This is a genomic window from Variovorax sp. Sphag1AA (genome assembly GCF_014192575.1).
Lineage (GTDB): Bacteria > Pseudomonadota > Gammaproteobacteria > Burkholderiales > Burkholderiaceae_C > Variovorax.
Window position 1 is genome coordinate 774,809 of sequence record NZ_JACHYC010000003.1, and the last position, 23,520, is coordinate 798,328.

General features: G+C 67.5%; 21 protein-coding genes and 2 pseudogenes. 11 read left to right on the plus strand and 12 right to left on the minus strand.

Features of this window, described 5'->3' with window-relative positions; translation table 11 throughout:
* Nucleotides 1–5: 5 nt before the first annotated feature.
* A complete protein-coding gene (locus FHW64_RS15530; protein ID WP_311733309.1) occupies nucleotides 6–821 on the minus strand; it encodes a VWA domain-containing protein in 816 nt (271 codons plus the stop codon).
* Nucleotides 782–1,039 carry a BatA domain-containing protein gene (locus tag FHW64_RS34740; protein ID WP_311733310.1) on the minus strand — a complete coding sequence of 86 codons (258 nt, stop codon included), beginning with the start codon at nucleotides 1,037–1,039 and terminating at the stop codon, nucleotides 782–784. The genes FHW64_RS15530 and FHW64_RS34740 overlap by 40 nt, the downstream gene beginning before the upstream one ends.
* Before the next feature lie 229 nt (nucleotides 1,040–1,268).
* Between FHW64_RS34740 and FHW64_RS15535 the strand changes: the two genes are divergently transcribed.
* Nucleotides 1,269–1,499 (plus strand): hypothetical protein, encoded by a 231-nt coding sequence (locus FHW64_RS15535; RefSeq protein WP_184527681.1) that lies wholly within the window; start codon nucleotides 1,269–1,271, stop codon nucleotides 1,497–1,499.
* Between the two features lie 161 nt (nucleotides 1,500–1,660).
* On the opposite strand, the pseudogene FHW64_RS34450 reads toward FHW64_RS15535, so the two are convergent.
* The 3 genes and pseudogenes from FHW64_RS34450 to FHW64_RS15550 form a co-directional block, all read right to left on the minus strand.
* Nucleotides 1,661–1,765 (minus strand): annotated as a pseudogene (locus FHW64_RS34450) (integrase core domain-containing protein); the annotation flags it as partial.
* Nucleotides 1,746–1,922, minus strand: a pseudogene (locus FHW64_RS34455) (IS3 family transposase); the annotation flags it as partial. The pseudogenes FHW64_RS34450 and FHW64_RS34455, both read right to left, overlap by 20 nt.
* Nucleotides 1,923–1,937: 15 nt before the next feature.
* Nucleotides 1,938–3,077, minus strand: a complete 1,140-nt coding sequence (locus FHW64_RS15550; RefSeq protein ID WP_184527687.1) for a cupin domain-containing protein — start codon at nucleotides 3,075–3,077, stop codon at nucleotides 1,938–1,940.
* 144 nt (nucleotides 3,078–3,221) lie between these two features.
* On the opposite strand from FHW64_RS15550, the gene FHW64_RS15555 reads away from it, so the two are divergent.
* Nucleotides 3,222–4,190 (plus strand): LysR family transcriptional regulator, encoded by a 969-nt coding sequence (locus FHW64_RS15555; protein WP_184527689.1) that lies wholly within the window; start codon nucleotides 3,222–3,224, stop codon nucleotides 4,188–4,190.
* 1 nt (nucleotide 4,191) lies between these two features.
* Here FHW64_RS15555 and FHW64_RS15560 read toward each other — a convergent pair whose 3' ends face one another.
* The 3 genes from FHW64_RS15560 to FHW64_RS15570 are packed head-to-tail and all read right to left on the minus strand — an operon-like array spanning nucleotide 4,192 to nucleotide 6,489.
* Nucleotides 4,192–4,911, minus strand: coding sequence for an alpha/beta hydrolase (locus FHW64_RS15560; protein WP_184527691.1), 720 nt, complete (start codon nucleotides 4,909–4,911; stop codon nucleotides 4,192–4,194).
* A gap of 5 nt (nucleotides 4,912–4,916) precedes the next feature.
* On the minus strand, nucleotides 4,917–5,882 hold the full coding sequence (locus tag FHW64_RS15565; RefSeq protein ID WP_184527693.1) for a tripartite tricarboxylate transporter substrate binding protein: 966 nt from the start codon (nucleotides 5,880–5,882) through the stop codon (nucleotides 4,917–4,919).
* A gap of 1 nt (nucleotide 5,883) precedes the next feature.
* A complete protein-coding gene (locus tag FHW64_RS15570) occupies nucleotides 5,884–6,489 on the minus strand; it encodes a cupin domain-containing protein (protein ID WP_184527695.1) in 606 nt (201 codons plus the stop codon).
* 160 nt (nucleotides 6,490–6,649) lie between these two features.
* On the opposite strand from FHW64_RS15570, the gene FHW64_RS15575 reads away from it, so the two are divergent.
* The 3 genes from FHW64_RS15575 to FHW64_RS15585 all read left to right on the plus strand — a co-directional run bounded on the left by FHW64_RS15575 (nucleotide 6,650) and on the right by FHW64_RS15585 (nucleotide 11,123).
* Nucleotides 6,650–8,212, plus strand: a complete 1,563-nt coding sequence (locus tag FHW64_RS15575; RefSeq protein WP_184527697.1) for an acetolactate synthase large subunit — start codon at nucleotides 6,650–6,652, stop codon at nucleotides 8,210–8,212.
* A gap of 388 nt (nucleotides 8,213–8,600) precedes the next feature.
* Nucleotides 8,601–10,223, plus strand: a complete 1,623-nt coding sequence (locus tag FHW64_RS15580) for an acyl CoA:acetate/3-ketoacid CoA transferase (RefSeq protein ID WP_184527699.1) — start codon at nucleotides 8,601–8,603, stop codon at nucleotides 10,221–10,223.
* A gap of 108 nt (nucleotides 10,224–10,331) precedes the next feature.
* Complete coding sequence (locus FHW64_RS15585; protein ID WP_184527701.1) at nucleotides 10,332–11,123, plus strand: IclR family transcriptional regulator; 792 nt, start codon at nucleotides 10,332–10,334, stop codon at nucleotides 11,121–11,123.
* A gap of 39 nt (nucleotides 11,124–11,162) precedes the next feature.
* Here FHW64_RS15585 and FHW64_RS15590 read toward each other — a convergent pair whose 3' ends face one another.
* Genes FHW64_RS15590 through FHW64_RS15600 form a run of 3 tightly spaced genes read right to left on the minus strand, consistent with a single transcriptional unit; the run spans nucleotide 11,163 to nucleotide 14,490 of the window.
* Nucleotides 11,163–12,290: an acyl-CoA dehydrogenase family protein gene (locus tag FHW64_RS15590; protein ID WP_184527703.1), complete on the minus strand. Its 1,128-nt coding sequence runs from the start codon at nucleotides 12,288–12,290 to the stop codon at nucleotides 11,163–11,165.
* Between the two features lie 19 nt (nucleotides 12,291–12,309).
* The gene (locus tag FHW64_RS15595) at nucleotides 12,310–13,497 is read right to left on the minus strand and encodes an acyl-CoA dehydrogenase family protein (RefSeq protein ID WP_184527705.1); all 1,188 of its coding nucleotides are present in this window, start codon (nucleotides 13,495–13,497) and stop codon (nucleotides 12,310–12,312) included.
* Nucleotides 13,498–13,515: 18 nt separating this feature from the next.
* Nucleotides 13,516–14,490 (minus strand): tripartite tricarboxylate transporter substrate binding protein, encoded by a 975-nt coding sequence (locus tag FHW64_RS15600; protein WP_184527707.1) that lies wholly within the window; start codon nucleotides 14,488–14,490, stop codon nucleotides 13,516–13,518.
* A 337-nt stretch (nucleotides 14,491–14,827) separates the two neighbouring features.
* Between FHW64_RS15600 and FHW64_RS15605 the strand changes: the two genes are divergently transcribed.
* From FHW64_RS15605 to FHW64_RS15625, 5 genes are all read left to right on the plus strand, one after another.
* On the plus strand, nucleotides 14,828–15,754 hold the full coding sequence (locus FHW64_RS15605; protein WP_184527709.1) for a ketopantoate reductase family protein: 927 nt from the start codon (nucleotides 14,828–14,830) through the stop codon (nucleotides 15,752–15,754).
* A 22-nt stretch (nucleotides 15,755–15,776) separates the two neighbouring features.
* Entirely contained in the window at nucleotides 15,777–17,465 is a 1,689-nt protein-coding gene (locus FHW64_RS15610; protein ID WP_184527711.1) for a thiamine pyrophosphate-binding protein, read from the plus strand.
* A gap of 216 nt (nucleotides 17,466–17,681) precedes the next feature.
* Nucleotides 17,682–19,052 (plus strand): alpha/beta fold hydrolase, encoded by a 1,371-nt coding sequence (locus tag FHW64_RS15615; RefSeq protein WP_184527713.1) that lies wholly within the window; start codon nucleotides 17,682–17,684, stop codon nucleotides 19,050–19,052.
* 16 nt (nucleotides 19,053–19,068) lie between these two features.
* Complete coding sequence (locus FHW64_RS15620; protein ID WP_184527715.1) at nucleotides 19,069–20,163, plus strand: enolase C-terminal domain-like protein; 1,095 nt, start codon at nucleotides 19,069–19,071, stop codon at nucleotides 20,161–20,163.
* Between the two features lie 49 nt (nucleotides 20,164–20,212).
* A complete protein-coding gene (locus tag FHW64_RS15625) occupies nucleotides 20,213–21,187 on the plus strand; it encodes a tripartite tricarboxylate transporter substrate binding protein (RefSeq protein ID WP_184527717.1) in 975 nt (324 codons plus the stop codon).
* 12 nt (nucleotides 21,188–21,199) lie between these two features.
* Here the strand turns inward: FHW64_RS15625 and FHW64_RS15630 are convergent, their stop codons facing one another.
* On the minus strand, nucleotides 21,200–22,153 hold the full coding sequence (locus tag FHW64_RS15630; protein WP_184527719.1) for a LysR family transcriptional regulator: 954 nt from the start codon (nucleotides 22,151–22,153) through the stop codon (nucleotides 21,200–21,202).
* A gap of 181 nt (nucleotides 22,154–22,334) precedes the next feature.
* On the opposite strand from FHW64_RS15630, the gene FHW64_RS15635 reads away from it, so the two are divergent.
* Entirely contained in the window at nucleotides 22,335–23,483 is a 1,149-nt protein-coding gene (locus tag FHW64_RS15635; RefSeq protein ID WP_184527721.1) for a cupin domain-containing protein, read from the plus strand.
* Nucleotides 23,484–23,520 lie beyond the last annotated feature (37 nt).

Genomic DNA, 23,520 nt, shown 5'->3' on the forward strand with positions numbered 1-23,520 from the left:
CCGCTTTAACCCGCGCGCCCGAACCACACGAACGACAGCACACCCGCCGCAATCGCGAACACCGCCGAGATCAGTGTGACCACGCCGGACATTTCCGTCTCTCGCGTCAGCACCTGCACGCGCGAGCCGAGGTTCTGGTAGACGCTGCGCAGCGTCTCCGCGGTGCCTGCGTGGTGATATTCGCCGGCGGTCATGCGCGCCACTTCGCGCAGCGTGGGCTCGTCGAGTTGCATGTAGATCGCCAGGCCATCGGGCGTGGGGACGTCGCCGTCGACCGTGCCCAGACCGATCACGTAGATGCGCACGCCGCGATCGGCGGCCATCTTCGCGGCTTCCAGCGTGTCGACGCCGGTGGTGCGGCGGCCGTCGCTCAGGAGGATGATCGCGGCGGAGTCGTAGGAGCCCGGCGCCACCGGCGTGAAGTCCTTGACCGGTTTCTTCTCCTTCTGGTCGAGGCTGCGTCCGTAGCGTGTGCTGGGGTTGTCGAAGTCGTCGAGCTGGATGCCCTGGTCCGGGAAGAGCTCCGCAAGGCACAGCACGATCCCGTTCCCGATCGCGGTGCCCATCTGCATCTGGATGCCGTCGATGCTGGTGATGAGCGCCTCGCGATCGAGCGTCATGCGCTGCGCGACCTGGCCGCTGCCCGCGAAGGTCACGAGGCCCACTTCGATGTTCTTCGGCAGCTCGAGCAGGAATGATTTCGCGGCCTCTTGCGCCGCCGCGATCCGGGTGGGCTTGACGTCGCTGACACGCATGCTGAGCGATATGTCGATCGCCAGCATCACCGAGGAGCGCATCCACGGCAGCGGCACGCGAGCCACCGGACGGCCGCCGCAAAGATCAATCCCACGAGTGCCAGAAGAAAGAGCGCCGGCGGCAGATGCCGCCGCCATGAGTGCCGCGCCGCGCCGCGCACGAGGCTCAGACTGCTGAAGCGCAGCGCCGCTTTGCTGCGGCGCCGCAGCAACCACACGTAGGCCACCGGCAGCAGCGGAAGCAGCATCAGCAACCAGAAGACGTCAGGCCAGAGGAAGAACATCGGCGTCGTCGTGCGGTTTCGCCAGTGCCGCGGACGACAACGAAGGTGTCGACCCTGCTCGGCAATGTCGCGATATCGTGCCCTTGAAGCCCGCGATTCGCAACCGCAAGACGAGGGGCGAATCCACAATCCGCAAGACGCCGGGAAGCCTTGCCGCTCCCCGGCGTTTTTCTTTGGCCCCGCCGGGCCCGGTGCTACGCTCCGGCCCACACGGGCACAGGAGACAAAGATGACGGCCAGCTACGTGGAAATACAAGGCGCCCAGGCAGACATCGATCTCTGGGACGGGCTGATCAAGGACCACAACGCGCTCATCGGCGCCATGCTGCAGCGGATGTCGCAGGTGGCAAGTCCGGAGGCTGAATGGTTCGACGAACGGATCACCGAAGCCGAAAGCATCGAGAACCGCCTCGTCGTCGGACTCGACCGGGCACAACGCCGCTTGCGAGGACTGATCTAGGCTCCCAGCCTCCAGTGCCGGATACCTCGCGTTACCCCAGGTTGCGCGGCCGTTACAGAATCTCCTAGACTGCCGCGCCCGGTCCTCCCGGGTGACGTCTCCCCCGAATCCGGTCATTTCTAAACTGGAGTCGGGCGGCTTCCGGCTTCGTTCTCTGACCTCTTTTTGACGAACTCACTCGGGGTCAGGTGGCCGAGCGAGCTGTGCGGGCGGTGATGGTTGTAGTCATGTTGCCAAGCCTTCAACTTCTCCCGCGCATCCTGCATCGGCCGGTCGGCCGCGCAGCAGGCTGATTCGCTTGCGGCGTTTGACCTTCATGCGAAGCTGCAATCCCTCCAGCCGGTACAGGCGATAGACCCGCTTCTTGCCGACCGCCCAGCCTTCGCGCTTGAGCATCACCAGCACGCGCAGATAGCCGAACCGATGTGTGCAGGCGCTTCATGCCCCGAGCCTTTCCTCGGCGTCGAAAGTCATGCGGATGTCCGCGTACTTGCCGATGATTTCCTCGCCGAATCGCACCTTGAACTCCTCGCCGATGCTGCGCGAGAAGGAGACCGTGTCCTGCATGCGGTCCGGCCCCTGGATGATGACGAGCAGCCGCGCCGGTTTGCCGCTGGTGTTCCTGAAGGTGCGCATCACCTTGTTCGGCACCGCGAACAGATCGTTCGGGCGCGCAGGCACCGTGCTTTCGTTGTCAAACCCGGTGCAGATATCGAAGCTGCCGTCGAGCACATAGAAGGATTCCTGCGTGTCCGAATGCGCATGCGGCGGTGGGCCGTCATCGCCAGCGGAGCATTCGGCGATCGAGATGTACAGCCCCTGGTTGCCATGCATCGGCGCAGTGCGCGAGCGGCCGATATGGCCTTCAGGGACGATCAGCGGAAAGACCGAGCCGGCCGAAAGGCGCATCGTGGCTTCGGGCGGGAGCCCGCCAGTGCGGTTCAGATCCTTCTTGTACGGCACGAGCGTCGCGAAGCGCGTGGTGCGGCCAGCGAGAACGGCGGGGTCGATGGCATCGCCCTTGTCTTCGTCGAAACGCACGCCGAGCGCAGTGCGGGCCTCATCGGTGATGCCGGGAGCGGCCGATACATCGAACACCGCGTCGTAGCTGCCGTCAGGTGCAACGCTCAGCACCGCGACAAGGCGCGCGGGCGAGCCGCCACCGTTGCGGATCTCATGGCGCACGCCTGCCGGCAAGGAGACCATGTCCCACAAGCCGAGCGCGATCGAGTCCGCGAGTTCCGGGCCAAACGCGACGTCGACACTGCCCGCCACGCATACGAGGTTTTCGATCGCATCGGGGTTGCGCCACGGCTGCGATCGGGCGCCGGCGACCAACTCGATCGCGCCGGTGCAAGCAGTCGGTGGGCAGGCCAGCGCCGCGTTCGAGAAGCGCCCCTCGCAAGCAGCCGCAGACATCATCGGCGTCAGCGGGCCGCCCCAGAGTTGGGTGGCCTCGGCAGCGAACCGCGCAGCCGGTGCGGACTGATTCCCGCGATAGCCGGGAAATGCTGCGAACTGCCGGCTCATCTGATCGGCGCTGAGTGCGCCCGGGCGGGCAGCGAGGGATGTATTCATCAACGGTCTCCTGTGGAAGTGCCTCGATTGGACCGGCCATGCCCCCCCTCCGCCATGGCTGCCGTTCAATGCGCCATTCACCGCCGTCAATGCAGGCCGCCTGTACAGTGCAAGACGCTGCCACGATCGAAAAAGGAAAGAGACATGTCCAACGGGAATCGGCAGGAGACGAGTCAGCCTTCGCTGAATCGGCTGACGTTCCAGCATCTTCAATACCTCCAGGCACTCGTCGAGGAACGCCACGTCACCCGCGCCGCCGAGCGCATGGGCATCGGCCAGCCTGCGATGTCGACCGCGCTCGCGCGCCTGCGCGAAGTGTTCAAGGATGTGCTGCTCGTGAAGACGACGACCGGCATGGAACCCACGCCGCGTGCACTGGACCTGATCCGGCGGGTACGCGAGATCACCGACATGCTCGACGGCCGTGGATTCGAGGCCGCGCATTTCGATCCGGCGACCTCGCAGGCGCGCTGGCGCATCATGGCTTCGGACGGCATCTCGCGCACCCTGCTGCCCGAGATGATGGCGCTGGTGACTTCCGATGCGCCGCACATGCGCTTCACGGTGCAGCCTGGCGATCCGCGTCGTCTTTCGGAATACCTGCGCGATGGGGATTTCGATCTCGCACTCTCCTTTGTGCGCTCCCCGCCTTCCGAGCTTCGGCAGACGGTGCTCTATCCGCAGAAGCTCCTGTGCATCGCGCGGCAGGGGCATCCCGTGGTCAAGGGCAAGGTGAGCATCGAGGACTTCGCCAGCTCGCAGCATGCGCGCTGGGGCGCACCTCCGGTCGCGCATGCCACCATGGAAGCGATGGTGGACGAAGCCCTCGAAGCCTTGGGTCATTCGCGACCAGTGACATTGCTCGTGTCCAGCCTCACGCTGCTGCCCGACGTCGTCGCAGGATCAGACCTGCTTGCGGTAGTGCCCGAGCACATGGCCCGGGCTGCGGCGCGCTCGCTGCCGATCCAGCTGCTGCCGCTGCCCTTCAAGGTGCCGAGCGTGGACGTGAGTATGGTGTGGCACGAGCGACTACATCACGATCCCGCGCACAAGTGGATGCGCGAATCGTTGCGCGACATCGGCCGCAAGCTCTCGAAGCGGCCGAGCGTCTGAACTACTGCCCGAGCAGCCGGCCGGCGACGAACCCGATCGCGTCGGTGAGCCGCTCGCCTTCCAGCTCGCGATGCGGTCCGGGGTAGGCGACAAGGCGCTTGTCCGGCGAGCCGATGGCATCGAAGAGCGCGAAGGTGCCTTCGCGGTCGAAGAACTCATCGTCCCACTGCTGGGTGAACCACACGTCGCATCGCATCTCTTGCGCGAATCCGGCCAGGTGCTCGCTCGCGGCGTACGTGGTGCTCCACAGGCCGATGGCGGCGGCGCGCACACGACGCTCGACGGCCAGCATCGGAATGCCGTAGGCCGTGCCCATCGAAACGCCGACATAGCCCACCGGCAGTTCGCCGAAGCCGGGCACGCGCTGCAACGCATCGAGCGCCGCGCGCATGTCCTCGCCCATGCCCGTGCGGCCGACGCCTGCACGCCAGGCCTCGCGAAAACTCTGCCGCGCGGTACCCGGGTCAAGGTCGCCGTCGCTGCGACGATCGCCTTGCACCGGTCCGTCGATCGCAAGCACCGCGAGGCCGCGCGGCAAGCAGGCCCGCGCAATCATGAGGATCGCATTGGATTTCTTGTGACCGCTGCCGCCGTGGCAGGCCAGCACCACGCCGCGGCATTCACCCGCAGGCTGCCAGTACACCGTGGGCACTACGGCGCCCGCTCGTTCGACGGCCAGCGCCTTGGGCTGCGGAAGATCGTTCAGGATTTCTTGTGGCATGGATCTCAATCGAGCTGGATGTTGTTGTCGCGGATCACGCGGCCGAACTTCTCGTAGTCGGCGCCGATCTCCTTCGTGAAGTCGTCGAGCGATCCCTTGGACGCCTCGAAGCCCGCGTCCCGGATCGTCTTCTGCACCGCAGGGCTCGCCAGCGCCTTCTGCCACTCGGTGCGTAGCTTCGCGAGCACAGGCGCCGGCGTCGCGGCCGGCGCGAAGACCGCCTGCCAGCCCACCACCGTCGCCGCTGGAAAGCGCTGGCCGATGGCGTCCACTTCGGGGTGTCCTTCCATCGGTGCATTTCCCGTCTGCGCCACCGCCCGAATCTTGCCGGCCGCCACCTGCTGGAGCGGAATGGTCGGCGGGTCGAGGCTGCACGACAACTGTCCTGAAATCAAATCGGGCAAGGCCTGAGCGAAGGTCTTGTAGGGCACATGCACCACATCGATGCCGGCCTCCTTCTTCAGGAGCTCCAGGGCCAGATGGGGTGGTGACGCGATGCCGTAGGTCGCGCACAGCAGCTTGCCGGGATTCTTTTTCGCGTAGTCGATGAACTCGCTGAGGTTGCGGATCGGCAGCGACGGATTGACTGTGAGCAGATAGACCGAATTGGCGGCGCGCGCCACGGGCACGAGGTCCTTGCGGAAATCGAAGGGCTGCTTCTTCACCCACGGATTGATCACCATCGCACTGGAGTTGAGCAGCAGCGTGTATCCATCAGCGGGTGCCTTGGCGACGAGGTCCGCGCCAATCGCGCCCGTCGCGCCGGGCCGGTTGTCGACCACGATCGGCTGGCCGAGCTGGTCCCTGAGCTGTTCTCCATAGGCTCGCCCCATGATGTCAGTGACGCTGCCAGCCGCGAAGGCAACGATCAGCCTGATCGGGCGCTCCGGATAGCCACCCTGCGCCAGTGCGGACCCAGTTGCCGCCAGCGCCGCAAGCGATACAAGCGCGCGGAAGAATCGGCGCCGCATCTCAGGCTGCCTCACCGGCCTTGCTGCCGAGCACCGCATCGAAGCGCCAGCCCATTTCCTCGATGCGATGGCGCACGTCGGTGCCGAAGTCGCGCTCGATCTTCTCGCCCGTGGCCGGCGCGTACTGCACGTCGGCCGCCATGTCGCGGTTCTCGCCCTGGATGAGCACGAGGAGCACCGCTTCGGGCGTCTTGCCGCTGTTGCGGAAGGCGCGCATCACGTTCGGCGGCACCGAGATCATGTCGTGCTCGTCCAGCACCGTCTTGTACTGGCCTTCATCGCCCCACAGCACCTCGAACTGGCCGCTCAGGCACATGAAGGTTTCGAGCGTGCGCGCATGCGCATGCAGGTCCGGCCCCTGCCCGACCGGGCAGCGGCACACGTTGACGGTCAGGCCCGGAAAGCCGACGACGCCGGGGTTCTGGCTGGTTGCACCGACGCCTTCGCCGGGCGCCATGTAGAGATAGATCGAGTCGGCGGCGATCGATTCCAGCGCCTTGGCGGGAATGCCGCCGCTGGCTTCGAAGCGGCGCTTCTTCGGCTGGATGGTCTTGGCGCGCACGATGCGCCTTTCCATTTCGGCGGGTGTCGGGTTGAGCGTGGGCATGAATGTCTCCGGTTTGAGTTGAATCAGGGTCGATGGAATCTAGGCGCTGCGGCCCCCGGTCGCCATGGCGGTCGGTCAATGGCGCCATCAATGAATCCGATGGCGAAGCCTCGCACGACCGTGCTTCAATCGTCGCGACACAGGATCAGGAGATATTTGAATGAACGGCGCTGAATCACTGGTGCACACCCTGCTCGATGCTGGCGTGGACACCTGCTTCGCCAACCCCGGAACCTCCGAGATGCACTTCGTCTCGGCACTCGACCGCATCGAGGGCATGCGATGCGTGCTCGGCCTTTTCGAGGGCGTGGTGACCGGCGCGGCAGACGGCTACTACCGGATGGCCGATCGTCCCGCAGCCACGCTGCTGCATCTGGGACCGGGGCTCGCCAACGGTCTCGCCAACCTGCACAACGCGAAGAAGGCACGTTCGGGCATCGTCAACGTGGTCGGCGAGCATGCCACGACACACCTTGCGCTCGATGCGCCGCTCACTTCGGACATCGAAGGGCTGGCGCGGCCGATGTCCCACTGGGTGCACACGGTGCGCAGCACAGATGCCATTGCGAACGATGGTAGGGAGGCGGTTGCGCAGGCCTCGGGCCGTCCCGGCCGCATCGCGACGCTGGCACTTCCGGCGGACATGGCGTGGTCGACCGTCGACACGCCGCCGCCGGGGCTCGGTGCGGTACGCGAGCCAGAGCCCCGCGCCGTCGGGCAGGACACCGTGATCGCCGCGACGCGCATCCTGAAGGACCATGGCAGCGCCACGATGCTGCTGCTCGGCGGACGCGCGGTGCGGGCGCGGGCCACTGAATGGGCGGGTCGCATCGCGGCGGCCACCGGCTGCGCGGTGATGTCCGAGTTCTATGCCGAGCGCATCGAGCGCGGCGCAGGCCGGGTCGCGATCCCTCGGCTTCCCTACGCGGTGCAGGGTGCGGTTGAAGTGCTGTCGCGCTTCGAGCACATCGTCCTGGTCAATGCGGTCGAACCGGTCGCATTCTTCGGCTACCCCGACAAGCCCGGCCGACTCTCATCACCGCAAGCGAAGTTCACGACGCTGTCGACGCACGCGCAAGACCCCGCCGAGGCACTTCGCATGTTGTGCGAGGAACTCGGCGCGATGCGCGTCCAGCCCGTGACTTGCACGCGCCTCGTCGCAACGCCGCAGCATGAAGAAGGACCTCTCACGCCAGCATCGATCGGCACGCTGCTCGCCACGCTGATTCCGGAGAACGCCATCGTCGTGGATGAAGCGGTCAGCACCGGTCGCGCCTTCGACCAGACGACACGTGACGCCGCGCCGCACGACTGGCTGACCAATATGGGCGGCTCGATCGGCTTCGGCCTGCCGGTCGCGGTCGGCGCCGCCATTGCGGCACCGGACCGTAAGGTGATCGCGCTCGAAGGCGATGGCAGCGCGATGTACACGCTGCAAGCGCTTTGGACGATGGCGCGCGAGAGCCTCGACGTGACGGTGGTGGTCTTCGCGAACCGCAGCTACCAGATCCTGCGCGGCGAATACGCGCAGGTCGGCGCCGGCTCGCCGGGCCAGCGGGCCAGCGACATGCTCAGCCTCGACCGGCCCGCGCTCGACTGGGTGGCGCTGGCGGCCGGTCACGGACTGCCGGCGTGCCGCGTCTCGACGCTCGGGCAATTCGCGGATGCAATGCGACGTTCGTTGTCATCCGGAGGGCCCAGCCTGATTGAAGTGATTGTGTAGCGGGCCAACGCCAGACAGGCAATCACGGCGCTGCTGGATGCTATCAACGTTCGGCGTGGGTTGCTGACGGAACCAGGATGGCAGTGCGATGTATACGCTCTAGTCTCCGTGGACCATCGCGCACGGAGTCTGAACGTGACCATGATCGGGGCATGGTGTTCCAGCCTGCCGTGTGTCGGCCCTGGGCCAGTTCGCGGATGCGATGCGAAAAGTCAATACGGACGAATGGCCTTCGCTCATCGAGCTCCTGCTGTGAGACCAGGCCGCGGCGCAACGAAGAAGGCCCATCATGGCGCCGACATGTCACCATTTTTCCGGGCCGATGGACAGGCCCAAGGCGAGACGCTTCAATCCGCACAGCCCTCAGCCCGTCGAAGGAGACAGACTCATGACCGTCGCCCCCGCGTGCACTGCCGCGAAAGAACGTCCGTTTCGTACGCAAACGGCCAGCCGCATCATCACCGCCGCACAGGCGGCGGAACTCGTCGAGGACGGGACCACGGTGGTCTGCGCTGGCTTCGTAGGCGCGGGGCATCCCGAAGCCGTCACCGCGGCGCTGGAGAAGCGCTTTCTCGCGACCGGCTCCCCGCGCGGCCTCACGCTCATGTACGCAGCCGGCCAGGGCGACCGCATGCATCGCGGCGTCAATCACTTCGGCAACGAAGGCATGACGACGCGCATCATCGGCAGCCACTGGATGGCGGCGCCGCGGCTGGGTGCGCTGGTCGCGCGCAACGCGGTGCATGCGTACAACTGGCCGCAGGGCGTGATCGCGCACCTGTATCGCGCAACGGCCGGCGGCAAGCCGGGCGTCATCACGCGCGTGGGCCTGCACACGTTCGTCGATCCGCGCATCGATGGCGGCCGGCTGACCCCCGATTCGCCACCCATCGTGCAATTGATGAAGATCGGCGACGACGAGCATCTGTTCTTCCCGACGCTGCCGGTGCATGTCGCGCTCATCCGCGCGACCACGGCGGACGAGCACGGCAACCTCACGACGGAGCACGAGCCCTTCCACCAGGATCTGCTGGTCAACGCGCAGGCCGCGCACAACAGCGGCGGCATCGTGATCGCGCAGGTCAAGCGCATCGTGCCCGCAGGCACGCTGGACCCCAACCTGGTCCGAGTGCCGGGCATCCTGGTGGACCACATCGTGCTGACCGAGGATCCGGCGGACCACTGGATGACCTACGCGGAGGAAATGAACCCGGCCTACACGCAGGCAGCGATGCATGCCGGGCCCGCGCCCGCTGCGCCCGCTGCGCCCCCGCCACTGGACGTGCGCAGCATCATCCAGCGGCGCGCGGTGATGGAACTGCTGCCGTTGAAGCGCCCCGTGGTCAATCTCGGAGCCGGCATGCCGGCCGGCATCGGCATCGCGGCGCGCGCCGAAGGGCTGGACAACATCACGCTCACGCTCGAGGCCGGCCCGATCGGCGGCACACCGGCGCTGGGCCTGAGCTTCGGTGCGAGCGCGTACCCGCAGGCCATCATCGATCAGGCCGCGATGTTCGACTTCTACGACGGCGGTGGCATCGACATCGCCTTCCTCGGCATGGCGCAGCTCGACAGCCGGGGCAACGTCAACGTGAGCCGCTTCGGCGGCACCCTGGCCGGGATCGGCGGCTTCATCAACATCTCGCAGAGCGCGCGGCGCGTGGTGCTGATGGGCGCGTTCAGCGGCGGCGGGCTGCGGATAAAGGCGCAGGACGGCACGCTGCACATCGAGCGCGAGGGCGACGTGCCCAAGCTGCTGGAAGAAGTCGAGCACCTGAGCTTTAACGGCGCGTATGCGCAGCGGCAGGGCATCCAGGTGACCTACGTGACCGAGCGCGCGGTGTTCGAACTACGCGACGGCCGGCTCACCATGACCGAGATCGCCCCGGGGCTGGATCCCGTGCGCGACGTGCTCGCGCGCTGTCGTGCGGGCATCGCGGTGGCGGATCGGTTGCGGCTCATGCCGACGGAAATCTTCCGCGAAGGGCCGATGGGACTCAAGGCCGGCTGAAGCAGCGCGGATTCACCGAACGAGGGCTTTCACTGTCAAGGCGCGCGGCGCAGGTTCGTAGGATGGATGGCGTCCCCACGAGTGCGCGCCGACGCGATTCATTGCCTCATGCCTTCACGATCCACGACACCGCGCGCTGAACCCGCCGCGCCCGAGACGGTGCAGTCGCTGCGCAAGGGCTTCGAGATCCTTCGCTGCTTCGAGCCCAACCACGACGTGCTGGGGAATAAGGAACTGTCGGAGCGCACGGGCATGCCGCGCCCGACGGTGGCGCGCTTCACCGCGACGCTAGTGGAGTTGGGCTACCTGCGCACGACGCCGGACCGCAAGTACCGCCTGACGAGCGCGGTGCTGGACCTGGGCTTCACCTTTCTGGCGAACTACGAGATCCGCGAGCTGATCCGCCCTTATCTGCAGGAGGTGGCGGACTTCGCGATGGCCGGCTGTTCGGTCGGCACCATCGACGACCTGAACATGCTCTACATCGAGCAGTGCCGCTGCCGCGCGATCCGCATGGGCGTCCACGTGACGGTAGGCGCACGAGTGCCGATCACGACGACCGCGATGGGCCACGCCTACCTCGCGGGACTGCTGCCCGACGAACTCGCCCACACGCTGCGGTTGCTGCGGCTTGCATGGCCACGCGAATGGAGCAAGAACCGCCGTGCGATAGAGGCCTCGATCGCGCAGGTTCGCGAGACCGGGTTCTGCGCAGTGCTGGGCGGCTGGCAGGAAGGCATCCACGCGGTCGGCGTGCCGCTGGTTTCGCGCGACGGCCAGCATGTGTACGGCGTGACCTGCGCGGGTCCGTCGAATCTGCTGCCCAAGGAGAAGATCATCGGCAAGGTGGGGCCGAAGCTGGTCGAGATGGTGCGTAGCGCGTCGACGATGATCCTCTGATGTGGTCGTGCATCCGGGGTGAACGCATGACGGACTGCCTCAGCCGAGCACGTCCGCGCTGTCGTTCATCGCATCGGCCACCCGGCCCAGGTGGTGCAGCGTGTCACCCAGCATCAGCTCCAGGCAGGTCAGGCGCTTGAAGTAGTGCGACGCGGCGCATTCATCGGTCACGCCGATGCCGCCGTGCAGCTGGATGCACTGCTGCCCGACGAAGCGCATCGAATGGCCAAGCTGCACCTTGGTGCGCGCGGCGGCGATGCGGCGGCGCTCCCCGCTGCTGTCGAGGCACAGCGTGGCGTAGCAGCTCATGGAGCGCGCCAGCTCCAGTTGAACGTGGCAATCGGCGATGCGGTGCCGCAATGCCTGGAAAGACGACAGCGGCGCGCCGAACTGGCGCCGCAGGTCGAGATGGGCCACGGTCATCGCGAACAGCGCCTCCATGGCGCCGACGGCCTCCGCCGCGATGGCAGCGATGCCTGTGTCGCGCATCTGTGCCAGCAACGCATCGGTGGACGACGGAGGACAGATCGCGGTGGCGATGCAATCCTCGAACGCGACCTCGGCGGCGCGACCGCCGTCCTGTGTCGGATAGCCGTGGGCGCGCACGCCCGCATGTGTCCGTTCGATGAGGAAGAGGCCGGCATCGTTGCTTTCACCGAGCCGGGCAATCACCACGAAGGCGTCGGCATGATCCCCGCATGGCACCTGGCTGCTTATCCCGTGCAGACGCCAACCCTTGCCGGATCGGGTCGCACGCATCCGTGTCGGATGCAAGGCATGACGCACTCCACGTTCCTGGAGCGCGGGCACGACCATCGCAGCGCCGGCCGCCATGCGCGGCATCCATTCAGCACGCACCTGCGCGGGCGCCTGCGCGAATGCCAGCGGCGCCATCAGCGCGGCCTCCAGGAACGGCACCCGCACCATCGCACGGCCCAGTTCTTCCATGACAACCATCGCCTCCACCGCGCCGAGGCCCATTCCTTCCTCGGACGTCGGAATGACAAGCGCGGTCAGGCCCATGCCGGCCAGGCCTTGCCACGTCGCGGGCGAGAAGCCGCCTTCGCGCGCGATGCGCCGATGCTGCTCGGCACCATGGGCGCGCTCGGCCCAGCGCCGAACCGCCTCGCGCAGTGCCTGCTGCTCCTCGCTGAGTTCGAAGTCCATGCGTGTCGTCCTCGTAGGTTCAGTGGCCGAACACCTGCCGCGCGATGATGTTGCGTTGCACTTCGTTGGTCCCGCCGTAGATACTGGTCTTTCGATGGCTGAAGTAGGCGCCGGCCAGCGGCAGGCAGTGCACGGCCAGACCGGCCGCGTCGCCCTGCCAGCCCGCATCCATGGCCTCGTGGACGAACGGCAGGGCGGAAGGTCCCGCCGCGAGCATCATCAATTCGGTGTAGCGCTGCTGGATCTCGCTGCCGCGGATCTTGAGCACGCCGGCCACGTCGAGCGGCCGCGCACCGTGGCGTCCGGAGGCGCCCAGCGCGCGCAGCACGGTCATCTCCAGCGCGACCACCTCGACTTCGAGCAGCGCGACCTGGTCGCGAAAGCGTGCGTCGTCCCACACGCCCTCGGCGCGGGCGATCCGCTTGAGCCGGACCAGTTCGCGCTTGGTGCGCGCCACGTCGGCGATGTTGGTGCGCTCGTGGCCAAGCAGGAATTTCGCGCAGGTCCAGCCCGCGTTCTCGTCGCCGACGCGCTGGTCCACCGGCACGTCGACATCGTCGAGAAACACGTCGTTGATCGTGTGCTCGCCGTCGAGCGTGATGATCGGCCGTACCGTGACGCCCGGCGACTTCATGTCGATCAGCAGAAAGCTGATGCCCGCCTGCGGGGACCCTTCGTTGGACGTCCGCACGAGGCAGAACATCCAGTCCCCATGCTGCCCGAGCGTGGTCCAGGTCTTCTGCCCGTTGACGATGTAGCGGTCGCCGCGCCGCTCGGCGCGCGTCTTCAGCGAAGCGAGGTCGGAGCCTGCGCCGGGTTCGCTGTAGCCCTGGCTCCACCAGACCTCGCCGCTCATGATGCCGGGCAGGTGCTGCTGCTGCTGCCCGGGCGTGCCGAAGGCCATCAGCACCGGCGCGACCATCACCGGCCCGAAAGGCACGATGCCCGGCGCGCCGGCCAGCGCGCAGACCTCGGCGAAGAGATGGCGCTGCAGCGGCGTCCACCCCGGTCCACCGAACTCGCGCGGCCAGGCGACGCCATGCCACCCGCGCGCACCCAGGATGCGCGCCCAGCGCTGCATGTCGGACTTCTCCAGCCGCAGCCCGCCGTGCACCTTGGCGGCGATGTCCCGCGGCAGGTTCGACGCCACCCATGCGGCCACCTCGTCGCGAAATGCCAGGTCCTCCGGGGCCAGATCCAGCTTCATCGTTCGTGCTCCCTCGCTTCAGTCGAAGCTGATCTTCAGGTCGTGCGCCAGCTTGCGGTACTTCGCAACCTCGACGCCGATCATCCCGGCCAGGTCGCTGGCGCCGCCCGGCACGGGGTTGAAGCCCAGCTCGCGCAGGCGCGCGACGAAGGCTTCGGACTTCATGACCTCGGCCGTCGCGGCGGCGAGCCGCTGCGCCACGTCCTTCGGCAAGACTGCGGGGCCCAGCAGGGCCTGCCACGTCACGAGGTCGAAGCCGCGCATGCCTTCCTCGTCGAGCGTAGGCAGGTGGTCGTAGGTCGGATCGCGGCGAATGCTGGTGGTGGCCATGCCGCGCACACTGCCGGCCGCGATCTGCGCGCGCGCCGCGCCATCGAAGCTGCAGTCGACGTCGCCCGCCATCACGGCCTGCAGCGCGGGCGCGCTGCCCTTGTAGGGCACATGCAGCATCCGGACGCCGTAGGCCGCGCCGAAGGCCTCGGCGGCAAAGTGCGAGCCGGTGCCGATGCCCGGGCTGCCGTAGCTCAGTCCCTGCGGCCGTGATTTCGCGTAGGCGACCAGCTCTTCCATGTTGCGCGCCGGCAGGCGCGGGTTGCACACCAGCGCCGAGGTGTACTGGAACAGAGGGGCGATCGGCGTGAAGCTCGCGACCGGGTCGTAGGGCAGCGGCTGCGTGGATGCCGACAACAGGCCGTGCGTCGTCGAGTTCGCGAAGAGCAGCGTGTAGCCATCGGCCTTGGCGCGCGCCACGTACTCGGTGCCGATACGGCCGGCGGCGCCCGCACGGTTGTCCACGATCACGCTCTGCCGGAGGACCTCGCCGAGCTTCGCCGCGAAGAGGCGCGCGCCGATGTCGGTCGGCCCGCCCTGCGTGTACGCCACCACGAGCGTGATGGGGCGCTCGGGGTAGGTGCCCGCGGCGGCGCTGCTAGCGGCCGGAAGGGCCATGGCGGCACCGCAGAGCGCGGCATGGATCCACTGTCGTCTGTTCATCGCGTGTCTCCGTCTCGTCGTCGTGGGCAGGACATCTCCGCCGGGCCGGCCGATTGAATCGCCCGCGCACCCGCCTTGTCCATCGGCCGGCGACGATAGGCACATGCGCGCGGCTCGATGGCCCCGCGCATGACATCGCGCCGGACCGAACGCACACTTTGATCGAAGGGAAAACGCATCGCCACGCCGAATTCGCGTGGATGCCGAATCCCGGAACCCGGATTCCGATAGACGGAATCGCGCGCAGATTCGCGTTGCGGCGGCGAGCGGCCCGTCCCTACGATCTCCGGGGCTTCACATGGCGTCCATGCGGCGCGGCAACACAAGGAACGGAATCATGAAGATCGCAATCATGGGTGCGGGCGGCCTCGGCGGCTATTTCGGCGCGCGCTTGGCCGCCGGCGGTGAGGACGTGGCCTTCATCGCGCGCGGATCACACCTCGCGGCCATGCGGCAGGACGGCCTGCGCGTCAGCAGCGCGCTCGGCGACCTGCACCTGAAGGACGTGAAGGCAACCGACACGCCGGCCGACATCGGCCCGGTGGACATCGTGCTGATGTCGGTCAAGCTCTGGGACACCGAGTCCGCCGTGCAGTCGCTCAAGCCGCTGCTCGGGCCCGGCACGGCGGTGGTGTCGTTCCAGAATGGCGTGGGCAAGGACGATCTGCTCACCCGCACGCTCGGCGCCGAGGCCGTGATGGGCGGCGTCTGCTACATCGCGGCCGTGATCGGCGAGCCGGGCGAGATCGTCCATACCGGCACGATGCAGAAGCTGGTGTTCGGCGAGCTCGACGGGCAGCGCTCCGAGCGCGCCGAGCGCTTTCTCGCGGCCTGCGTGCGCGCCGGCATCGATGCACAAATCAGCGACGACATCCGGCGCCTGACATGGGAGAAGTTCGTGTTCCTCGTGGGCCTGTCGGGCACCACGGCATCGATCCGCCAGCCTATCGGCCCGATTCGCTCGAACAGGACGACGCGTGCCTTCCTGCGCCAAGTGATCGCCGAGACGGTCGCTGTCGGACGCGCGCAGGGCGTGACTTTCGCGGACAACTTCGTCGACGGCCGCCTGGGCTTCTGCGACACGCTGCCCGCGGAGATGACCTCGTCGATGCACGGCGACCTCAAGCGCTGCAAGCCACTCGAACTGCCGTGGCTCAGCGGCGCGGTCGCCGACATGGGCCAGGCAGCCGGGGTACCGACGCCGGCCAACAGCGCGATACGCGACATCCTGGCGCTGTACGTGAACGGCGATCTGCAGTCCTGAGCGAGAGAGGAGGATGCACCGCATGGATCACACGAAGCCGCGCGACGGCGGTCGCCTGCTGGTCGATCAACTGCTGCGCCAGGGCGTGGAGCGAGTGAGCTGCGTGCCCGGCGAGAGCTATCTGCCGGTGATCGACGCGCTGCGCGACAGCGGCATCGACACGCTGGTCTGCCGCAACGAAGGCGGCGCCGCGCTCATGGCCGAGGCATACGGCAAGCTCACCGGCCGGCCGGGCATCTGCCTGGTCACGCGCGGGCCGGGCGCGACCAATGCCTGCCACGGCCTGCATGTCGCAACGCAGGATTCGACGCCGATGATCCTCTTCGTCGGTCAGGTCGAGACGGGCTTCCGTGGCCGCGACGCCTTCCAGGAGCTGGACTATCGCGCGAGCTTCGGCGGGATCGCGAAATGGGTGTGCGAGATCGACGACACAAAGCGCATTCCAGAGCTGGTGGCGCGCGCCTTCCGCGTCGCGATGCAGGGCCGTCCCGGCCCGGTCGTGATCGCATTGCCCGAGGACATGCTGCTCTCCACTGCCGAGGTCGACGATGCTGCGCGCGTGATGCCCGCCGAGCCCGCACCCGACCCGGTCGCCGTGCAGGAATTTCACGCGCTGCTGGCGCACGCCGAAGCTCCGCTGCTCATCGCCGGCGGATCGCGCTGGGACGCGGGCTCGGTGGCCGCGCTCGAACGCTTCGCGCAGCGCTGGCAACTGCCGGCGGTTACGTCCTTCCGGCGCGCATCGCTGTTCTCGTCGACTCATCCGCTGTACGCGGGCGAGCTCGGCTTCGGCATGAACCCGCGGCTGCGCGAACGCGTGCAGCGGGCCGACGTCCTGCTGTTGGTCGGCGGACGCCTCTCGGAAGTGCCATCGGACGGCTATACGCTTCTCGACCTGCCGACACCCCGGCAGGCGCTCGTACATGTGCATCCGGACCCCCAGGAGCTCGGCCGCGTCTACCAGCCGCGGGTCGCGCTCAACGCCACGCCTGCAACCTGGACCGCTGCCGCGCTCCGGCTCGATGCGCCTGAAAGGCCGCGATGGGCGCATCACGCGATGTCGGCGCGCGAGGACTTCCTCGCATGGACCGCGAAACCGCCCGCGAACCCCGGCCGCTTCCAGTACGGCGAGGCGCTGCAATGGCTGCGCGGCCGCCTGCCGGCCGACGCGATCGTCTGCAATGGCGCGGGCAACTATGCGATCTGGCTGCACCGCTTCTTTCCGTTTCGCGCATTCGGCACGCAGCTCGCGCCGACCTCGGGTTCGATGGGCTACGGGGTGCCGGCCGCGATCATGGCGAAGCGTCAGCATCCGGAGCGGATCGTAGTGGCGCTCGCGGGCGACGGCTGCTTCATGATGAACGGACAGGAATTCGCGACCGCAGTGCAGCACGGCATCGCGATCGTCGTGGTGGTGATCGACAACGGCATGTACGGCACCATCCGCATGCACCAGGAGCGCAGCTATCCGGGCCGCCCTTTCGCGACCGCGCTGGTCAACCCGGACTTCGCAGCGCTGGCGCGTGCCTATGGCGGCCATGGCGAGTGCGTCGAGACGGCAGACGAATTCCGTGCGGCCTTCGATCGCGCGATCGACAGCGGTCGCCCCGCGCTGCTGCATTGCCTGATGGATCCGGAAGCGATCACACCGACCACGACGCTCTCCGCGTTGCGCCAGCAGGCGCAGACGACGGCCGAGGGCGTTCGCTGAAGCAGGCGCCACGAATCCGATCGCCTTCCATGAAGCTCCAGGCGCGGCGTTCCGCACCTGGGGCTTTCTTCATGGGCTCGACAGGAAGTGCATTGCCCGAAATTCCGAATTCCGGAATCGGGATTTCGACCGCTGGAACCGATCGCATATTCAGCTTTTCCACCGCGGGTGCGCTTCCTAGCATGGAGATTCGACATTCACCCACTGGAGACACGCTTGAAGACGATCAAAGTCACCCCCGAAACGATGCGCCAGCGCCATGTGCAGTTCGCGGCATTGCAGCCCTATCAGAAGCAGCTCGAAAGCGCCGCCGGACTGCCGCCCGCAGTGATGGAGAAGCTCGCGGCGCACAAGGTGTTCCCGATCCTCGTGCCCAAGGCCTACAAGGGCCGCAGCGCCGGCGCGCCGCTGCGTGGCGAGGAAGGCCTCATCGCAGCGCTCGCCGAATGCCCGCCCGGCGATGGTCCGGCCCTGCATTGCCATGAGCAGACCACCGAGAACTTCTTCGTCGTCGAGGGCGAGTTCGAAGTGTCCTGGGGCGACAAGGGCGAGGACTCGATCTTGCTGAAACCCTGCGATTTCCTCTCGGTGCCGGCCGGCGTGTGCCGCACGTTCAGAAACGTGTCGGACAAGACCGGCCGGCTGCTGGCGCTGATCCAGACCACGGGCGACCAGTCCGATCCCTCGGCCTTCACGCCCGATGTCGAACGCGATGTCCAGCGCGAGTTCGGCGCCGAGATCATCGAGAAGCTGCGCACCATCGGCCTGCGATTCGATGCGGGCATCGACGCGCCGCGCCCGGTGCAGCCGGTCACGGTCGACTTCACCGAACTGCTCAGACAGCATCCAGAGAAGGTGATCGAGCACGAAGGCGCCGCCTGGCGCTACATGGAAGCCGGCAGCGGCGACCGCGTGCTGGTGATGCTGCCGGGCGCGCAAGGCACCGCGGAGATCCATGCGGAACAGCTCCGGCAGCTCGCCTCGCAGTACCGCGTGATCTCGCTGTGGTATCCGGGCCTCGCGGAGCCCGAACAGCTTGCCGACGGACTCGCCGGCGTGCTGGACCGCCTCGGGATCGACAAGGTCCATCTCTTCGGCGGTTCGTTCGGCGGCTACTGGGCGCAGTTCTTCGCGGCGCGCCATCCGCAGCGCGTCGAGAAGCTCTACGTAGCCACCAGCTTCGTCGACGCCACCGTGCTGCAGCAGCGCGGCAAGCCGGCAGCCGAGCTGATCGCGACCCCGGCCGAGGCGCTTAAGCAGCAGCGGCTCGCGATGGTGCAGCAATGGCCCGAAGGTATCGCCAAGGCGACGCTGCTGGCACTGACAACCAAGCAGGACGCGGAGAACCTCAAGGCGCGCATCGTCGGCCTCGCGACCGCGCGGCCGGTGCCGGCGCTGGACCTGCCGGCCGAGAAGATCATCGTCATCGATTGCGAGGACGACCCGATCATCCCGCCCGCGGTGCGCCAGCAGGTGCGCGATCGCTATGCAAAGTCCAAGCACTACCTGCTGCCGCGCGGCGGCCACTTCCCGGCGCTGACCAACGCACAGGCCGTCACCGACATCCTGCGCGGGAACGCGGGCTGAGCCGAGGGCCAGCGCGATGGACAACAAGCTCCTCACCCTGCGCGGCGTGACCGTCACGCCCGTCAACGTGCCGATGAAGCGACCGCTGGTGACCAGCGTGCAGACCATCGTCTCCGCCCCCATGCTGCTGATCGACGTGCAGACGCAGGAAGGCGTGACCGGCCATGCCTACGTCTTTTGTTACCTGCAGCGGCTCGCAGTCGCGGTAAAGGCGGCCTGCGACGAGATCGCCGAGGCCGTGACGGGGGAACGCCTCGCGCCGCGCCATCTCGCCGCGCAGCTCAAGCGGCACTTCCGACTGGTCGGCGCCACCGGCGTGGTGAACACCGCGCTCGCGGGCTTCGACATGGCTTGCTGGGATGCGATGGCACGCGCCACCGGCTCGCCGCTCGTGGAACTGCTCGGCGGCAGGCGCCGGCCAATCCGCGCCTACAACAGCTGCGGACTCGGCATGAGCGCGCCCGAGACGCTCGCGGCCGAGGCGCTCGAACTGCTCGAAGGCGGCTTCAAGGCGGTGAAGATCCGACTCGGCCGCGCCGATCTCGAGGCGGACCTCCGCGCGGTGCGCACGGTGCGGCGTGTACTGCCGGCGGACGTGGTGCTGATGGCCGACTACAACCAGGCACTCGGCCGCGCCGAGGCCCTGCAGCGGTGCAGGGCGCTGGACGACGAGGGCCTCTACTGGATCGAGGAACCCATCCGGCATGACGACTATCCGGGCTGCGCCGCACTGGCCGCCAGCGTCGCCACGCCGATCCAGATCGGCGAGAACTTCGTCGGTCCGCAGGCCATGGCGCTCGCGCTGGCCGCCAATGCCTGCGACTACTGCATGCCCGACGTCGAGCGCATCGGCGGCGTGACCGGATGGATGGATGCGGCCGCACTGGCCGCGGTCAGCGGCACTCCGATGTCCTCGCACCTCATGCCGGAGATCAGCGCGCACCTGCTGGCCGCGAGCGCGAGCTGCCACTGGCTGGAGTACGTGGACTGGGCCGACGCGATCCTGCAGGAGCCACTGCAGGTGGTCGACGGGCATGTGCAGATGCCCGACCGCCCCGGCAGCGGCATCGACTGGGACGCGAAAGCCGTGCGGAGGCTGCGAATCGAATAGCGTTCACCGGCAAAGGCGTCAGACAACAGAAAGAGACAGGAGACACGACATGACATTCGCCAGACATCTTCTTGCGCTCGCCGGCATGGCCTTCGCCGCAATGACCCCCATCGCGCCCACGCACGCCGAGACCTATCCGAGCCGCCCCATCACACTCGTCGTACCGTTCCCGGCCGGTGGTGTGACCGACCTCGCCGCGCGGCTGGTCGCAACGCGGCTCGGCGAGACGCTGAAGCAGCCCGTCATCGTCGACAACCGCGCCGGCGCAGCAGGCCGCATCGGTGCCGAAGCGGTCGCACGCGCCAGGCCCGACGGCTACACCCTGCTCTTCGGTCTTTCGGTCACCCACGGCATGCTGATGGCCTCCACCAACAAGCCGACCTACGACCCGATCAAGAGCTTCACACCGATCGCTCCACTGTTCTGGTACAGCTCGGTGCTGATCTGCAACCCCTCGGTGCCGGCGAAGAACCTCAAGGAGCTGGTCGCCTATGCGAAGACGAAGCCCGACGGCCTGACCTACGGCAGCGCAGGTATCGGCTCTGGCGTGCACTTCAACGCCGAATACCTCGCGATGCTGACCGGCATCAAGATGCTGCACGTGCCCTTCCGCGGCGGTGCGTCGGCACTCCAGGCGGTCGTCGGCGGCCAGGTCGACTGTTCGTTCGACGGCGCGGCCAAGTCGCACATCGCGGCCGGCACCGTGAGAGCTATCGCCACCAGCGGGCCCACGCGCGACATCCAGTACCCCGACGTCCCGACGATCAAGGAGTCAGGCTACCCAGGCTTCGACATGACGATCTGGCAGGCGCTCTTCGCGCCCGCGCAACTGCCGCCCGACGTGACCGCCAGGCTGCGTGCGGCGATGCAAGAAGTGGCCGCATCGCCGACCTACGTGGAGCAGGCGAAGGCACTCGGCCTCAACATCCTGCCCGGCGATGCCGCCGACCTGCAGAAGCTCATCGCGGCTGAAGTGGAGAAGTACCAGAGTCTCAGCCGGGAGCTGCGCATCAGCTTCGAATGACCGCGGCGCGCATCAGGCGCGCCGCAGTGCGGCGGGGGCGCCGACCTGGAGCTCGGCCGACAGCGCGCGCATCGCATTGCGCAGCCAGACATGCGCCGGATCGCGATGCCAGCGCGCATGCCAGAACATGCTGAGGTCCACGGGCTCCAGCTCGAAGGGCACCGGCAGCACCTGCAGCGAGAGCGCCGCCGCGCTTTCAAGGGCCACGCGCTCAGGCACAACCGCCAGCAGATCGGTCGCCGCGACGATCGGCGGGGACAGCGTGATGCTGGGCACCCGCAACGCCACCTTGCGCGAAAGGCCGGCACGCGCAAGGGCAGCCTCGACCATGGCTTCCATGCTGGTGAAGGTGACCGGCGGTGCACCGAACACCACATGCGGGAAGGCAACGAACTGTTCCACGCTCAGGCTGCCGCGGATCGCCGGATGACTGGCGCTCGCGATGCAACGCATGCGCTGCGGATAGAGCGGCGACTGGTGCAGTTCCTGCGGCACCTCGCGCAGGTTCGCGATCACCAGTTCGGCCTCGCCGTCGCGCAGGTACTCCCCGGCGCGGCGCATGTCGCCAGTGCTGTAGGTGAAGCGCATGTTCGGCGCGATCGCCCTGGCCTTCACCATCAGGCCGGGCAGGAACAGCATCGCCACGCCGTCGGATGACACGATGCGAAAGTGCTCCGTGGCCGTCGACGGATCGAAGCTGCGGTTCGCGCGTGCAGCCACATCCATGAGGTCGATCGCCTCGTGTACGCGGCCGGCAAGCTCCACGGCATAGGGCGTGGGCTCCATGCCGGTGCGCGTCTTCACGAGCAGCGGGTCCTTGAAGATCTCGCGCAGCCGCGCCAGCGCAGCGGACATCGCGGGCTGGCCGATGCCGAGCTTGTCGGCGGCGCGGGTCACATGCCGCTCCGCCACCAGCGCATCGAGATAGCACAGCAGTTGCAAGTTGACATGGCGTGGCACCGACATGGCGCGATTGTGGCGCGATCCGCGCGCAATCACCATGCGCCGTCAATCCCGCAGTGCGGCATCGACACCGGGACATGTCGCCATTGCGGCTCGCGGATGGGCAGCGCACCGGGCGAATGATGCAATGCATTCGCCTTCCGACCTTCCCACTTCTCTTTCACATCTACAGGAGATTCGCCTCATGTCAGCAGTCCTTCATCCGCCGGCCATCAAGACACGCGTCCCGATGAGCGAGAAAGCCATGCAGACCTGGACCTCGCGCTATCCCGACTATCGCGCGCCCGCCGATGCGCCTGCGCTCGCGCATGCATCGACGGTCAGTTCGCTGTGGAACATGCGCCTGGTGCCAATGCTCTCCCCGCAAGGTTCGGCCGGTCGCTTCTCGCAAGCGGCGCTGAGCTGCCCCGAACGCGCCTGCACCGGCTTCGGCGAACTGGCCGCGGGTGCGGTGACGCGGGCCTATCGCAACACCGACGCGATCGAGAACATCCTCTGCCTCGAAGGCAAGCTCAAGGTGCGTGTCGGGCCGAAGCTGGAGCGCAGCATCACGCTTGAACGCTTCGACATGGTCTCAGTGCCGGTCGACGTGCGCCACGCGATCGAGAACACCGGCGGCGTGCCGGGCCGAATGGTCATTTGCCTCAACGGGCCGACCGGCAGCACATGGCCGGCAGTGTTCGATCAGGTCGCGGGGCTTCCGGCGGAAGCACTGACAGCGCTGAGCGTGAGCTTCGACGCCGCAGCAGGCCTCGCGCTCGAAGACGGCGAGATCGAGGGCCGCGTGACGCGCGGCGAGCAACTCGTGGCGTACAAGCGCGAGCTCAGTGCCTCGTCCGGCATTCCCCCGCAGGCCACCGAGATGCTCTCGGCCGGTTCGGTCTATCCGCTGATCGTCCCGGTGGGCCATTCGGGCCGCGCCCGCAAGGCACCGATGTATGGACTGCCGTCGCTCTACCTGTCGATCGCCGAGTGCACGCCCGGCGAGGCCGGCCCGCCGCCGCACTCGCATTCCGACACGCAGGAGTCCTTCCTGTGCATCGAGGGCGAGTGGGAGATGACCACCGGCTTCCATCACGAGCACGTGACGAAGGTGAAGCCCTACGACATCGTGGCGATGCCGACCAAGGTGATGCGCGGCTTCCGCAACACCGGGCCGGGCCGAAGCCGCCTGTTCGTGGTGATCCAGGGCGCCGAGCAGATGACCGACATGGTGGCCTTTCCCAAGCGTGTCGGCGTTGAGATGGAGAAGCGCTTCGGCCCGCAGGTGATCAAGGACTTCGAGAAGATCCACCTGATCTTCGACGCCGAGGACCGGGTCGAGGCCGCCTGATCCACGCGAAGGCCGGCGCGGCTTCGTGCCGCGCCGG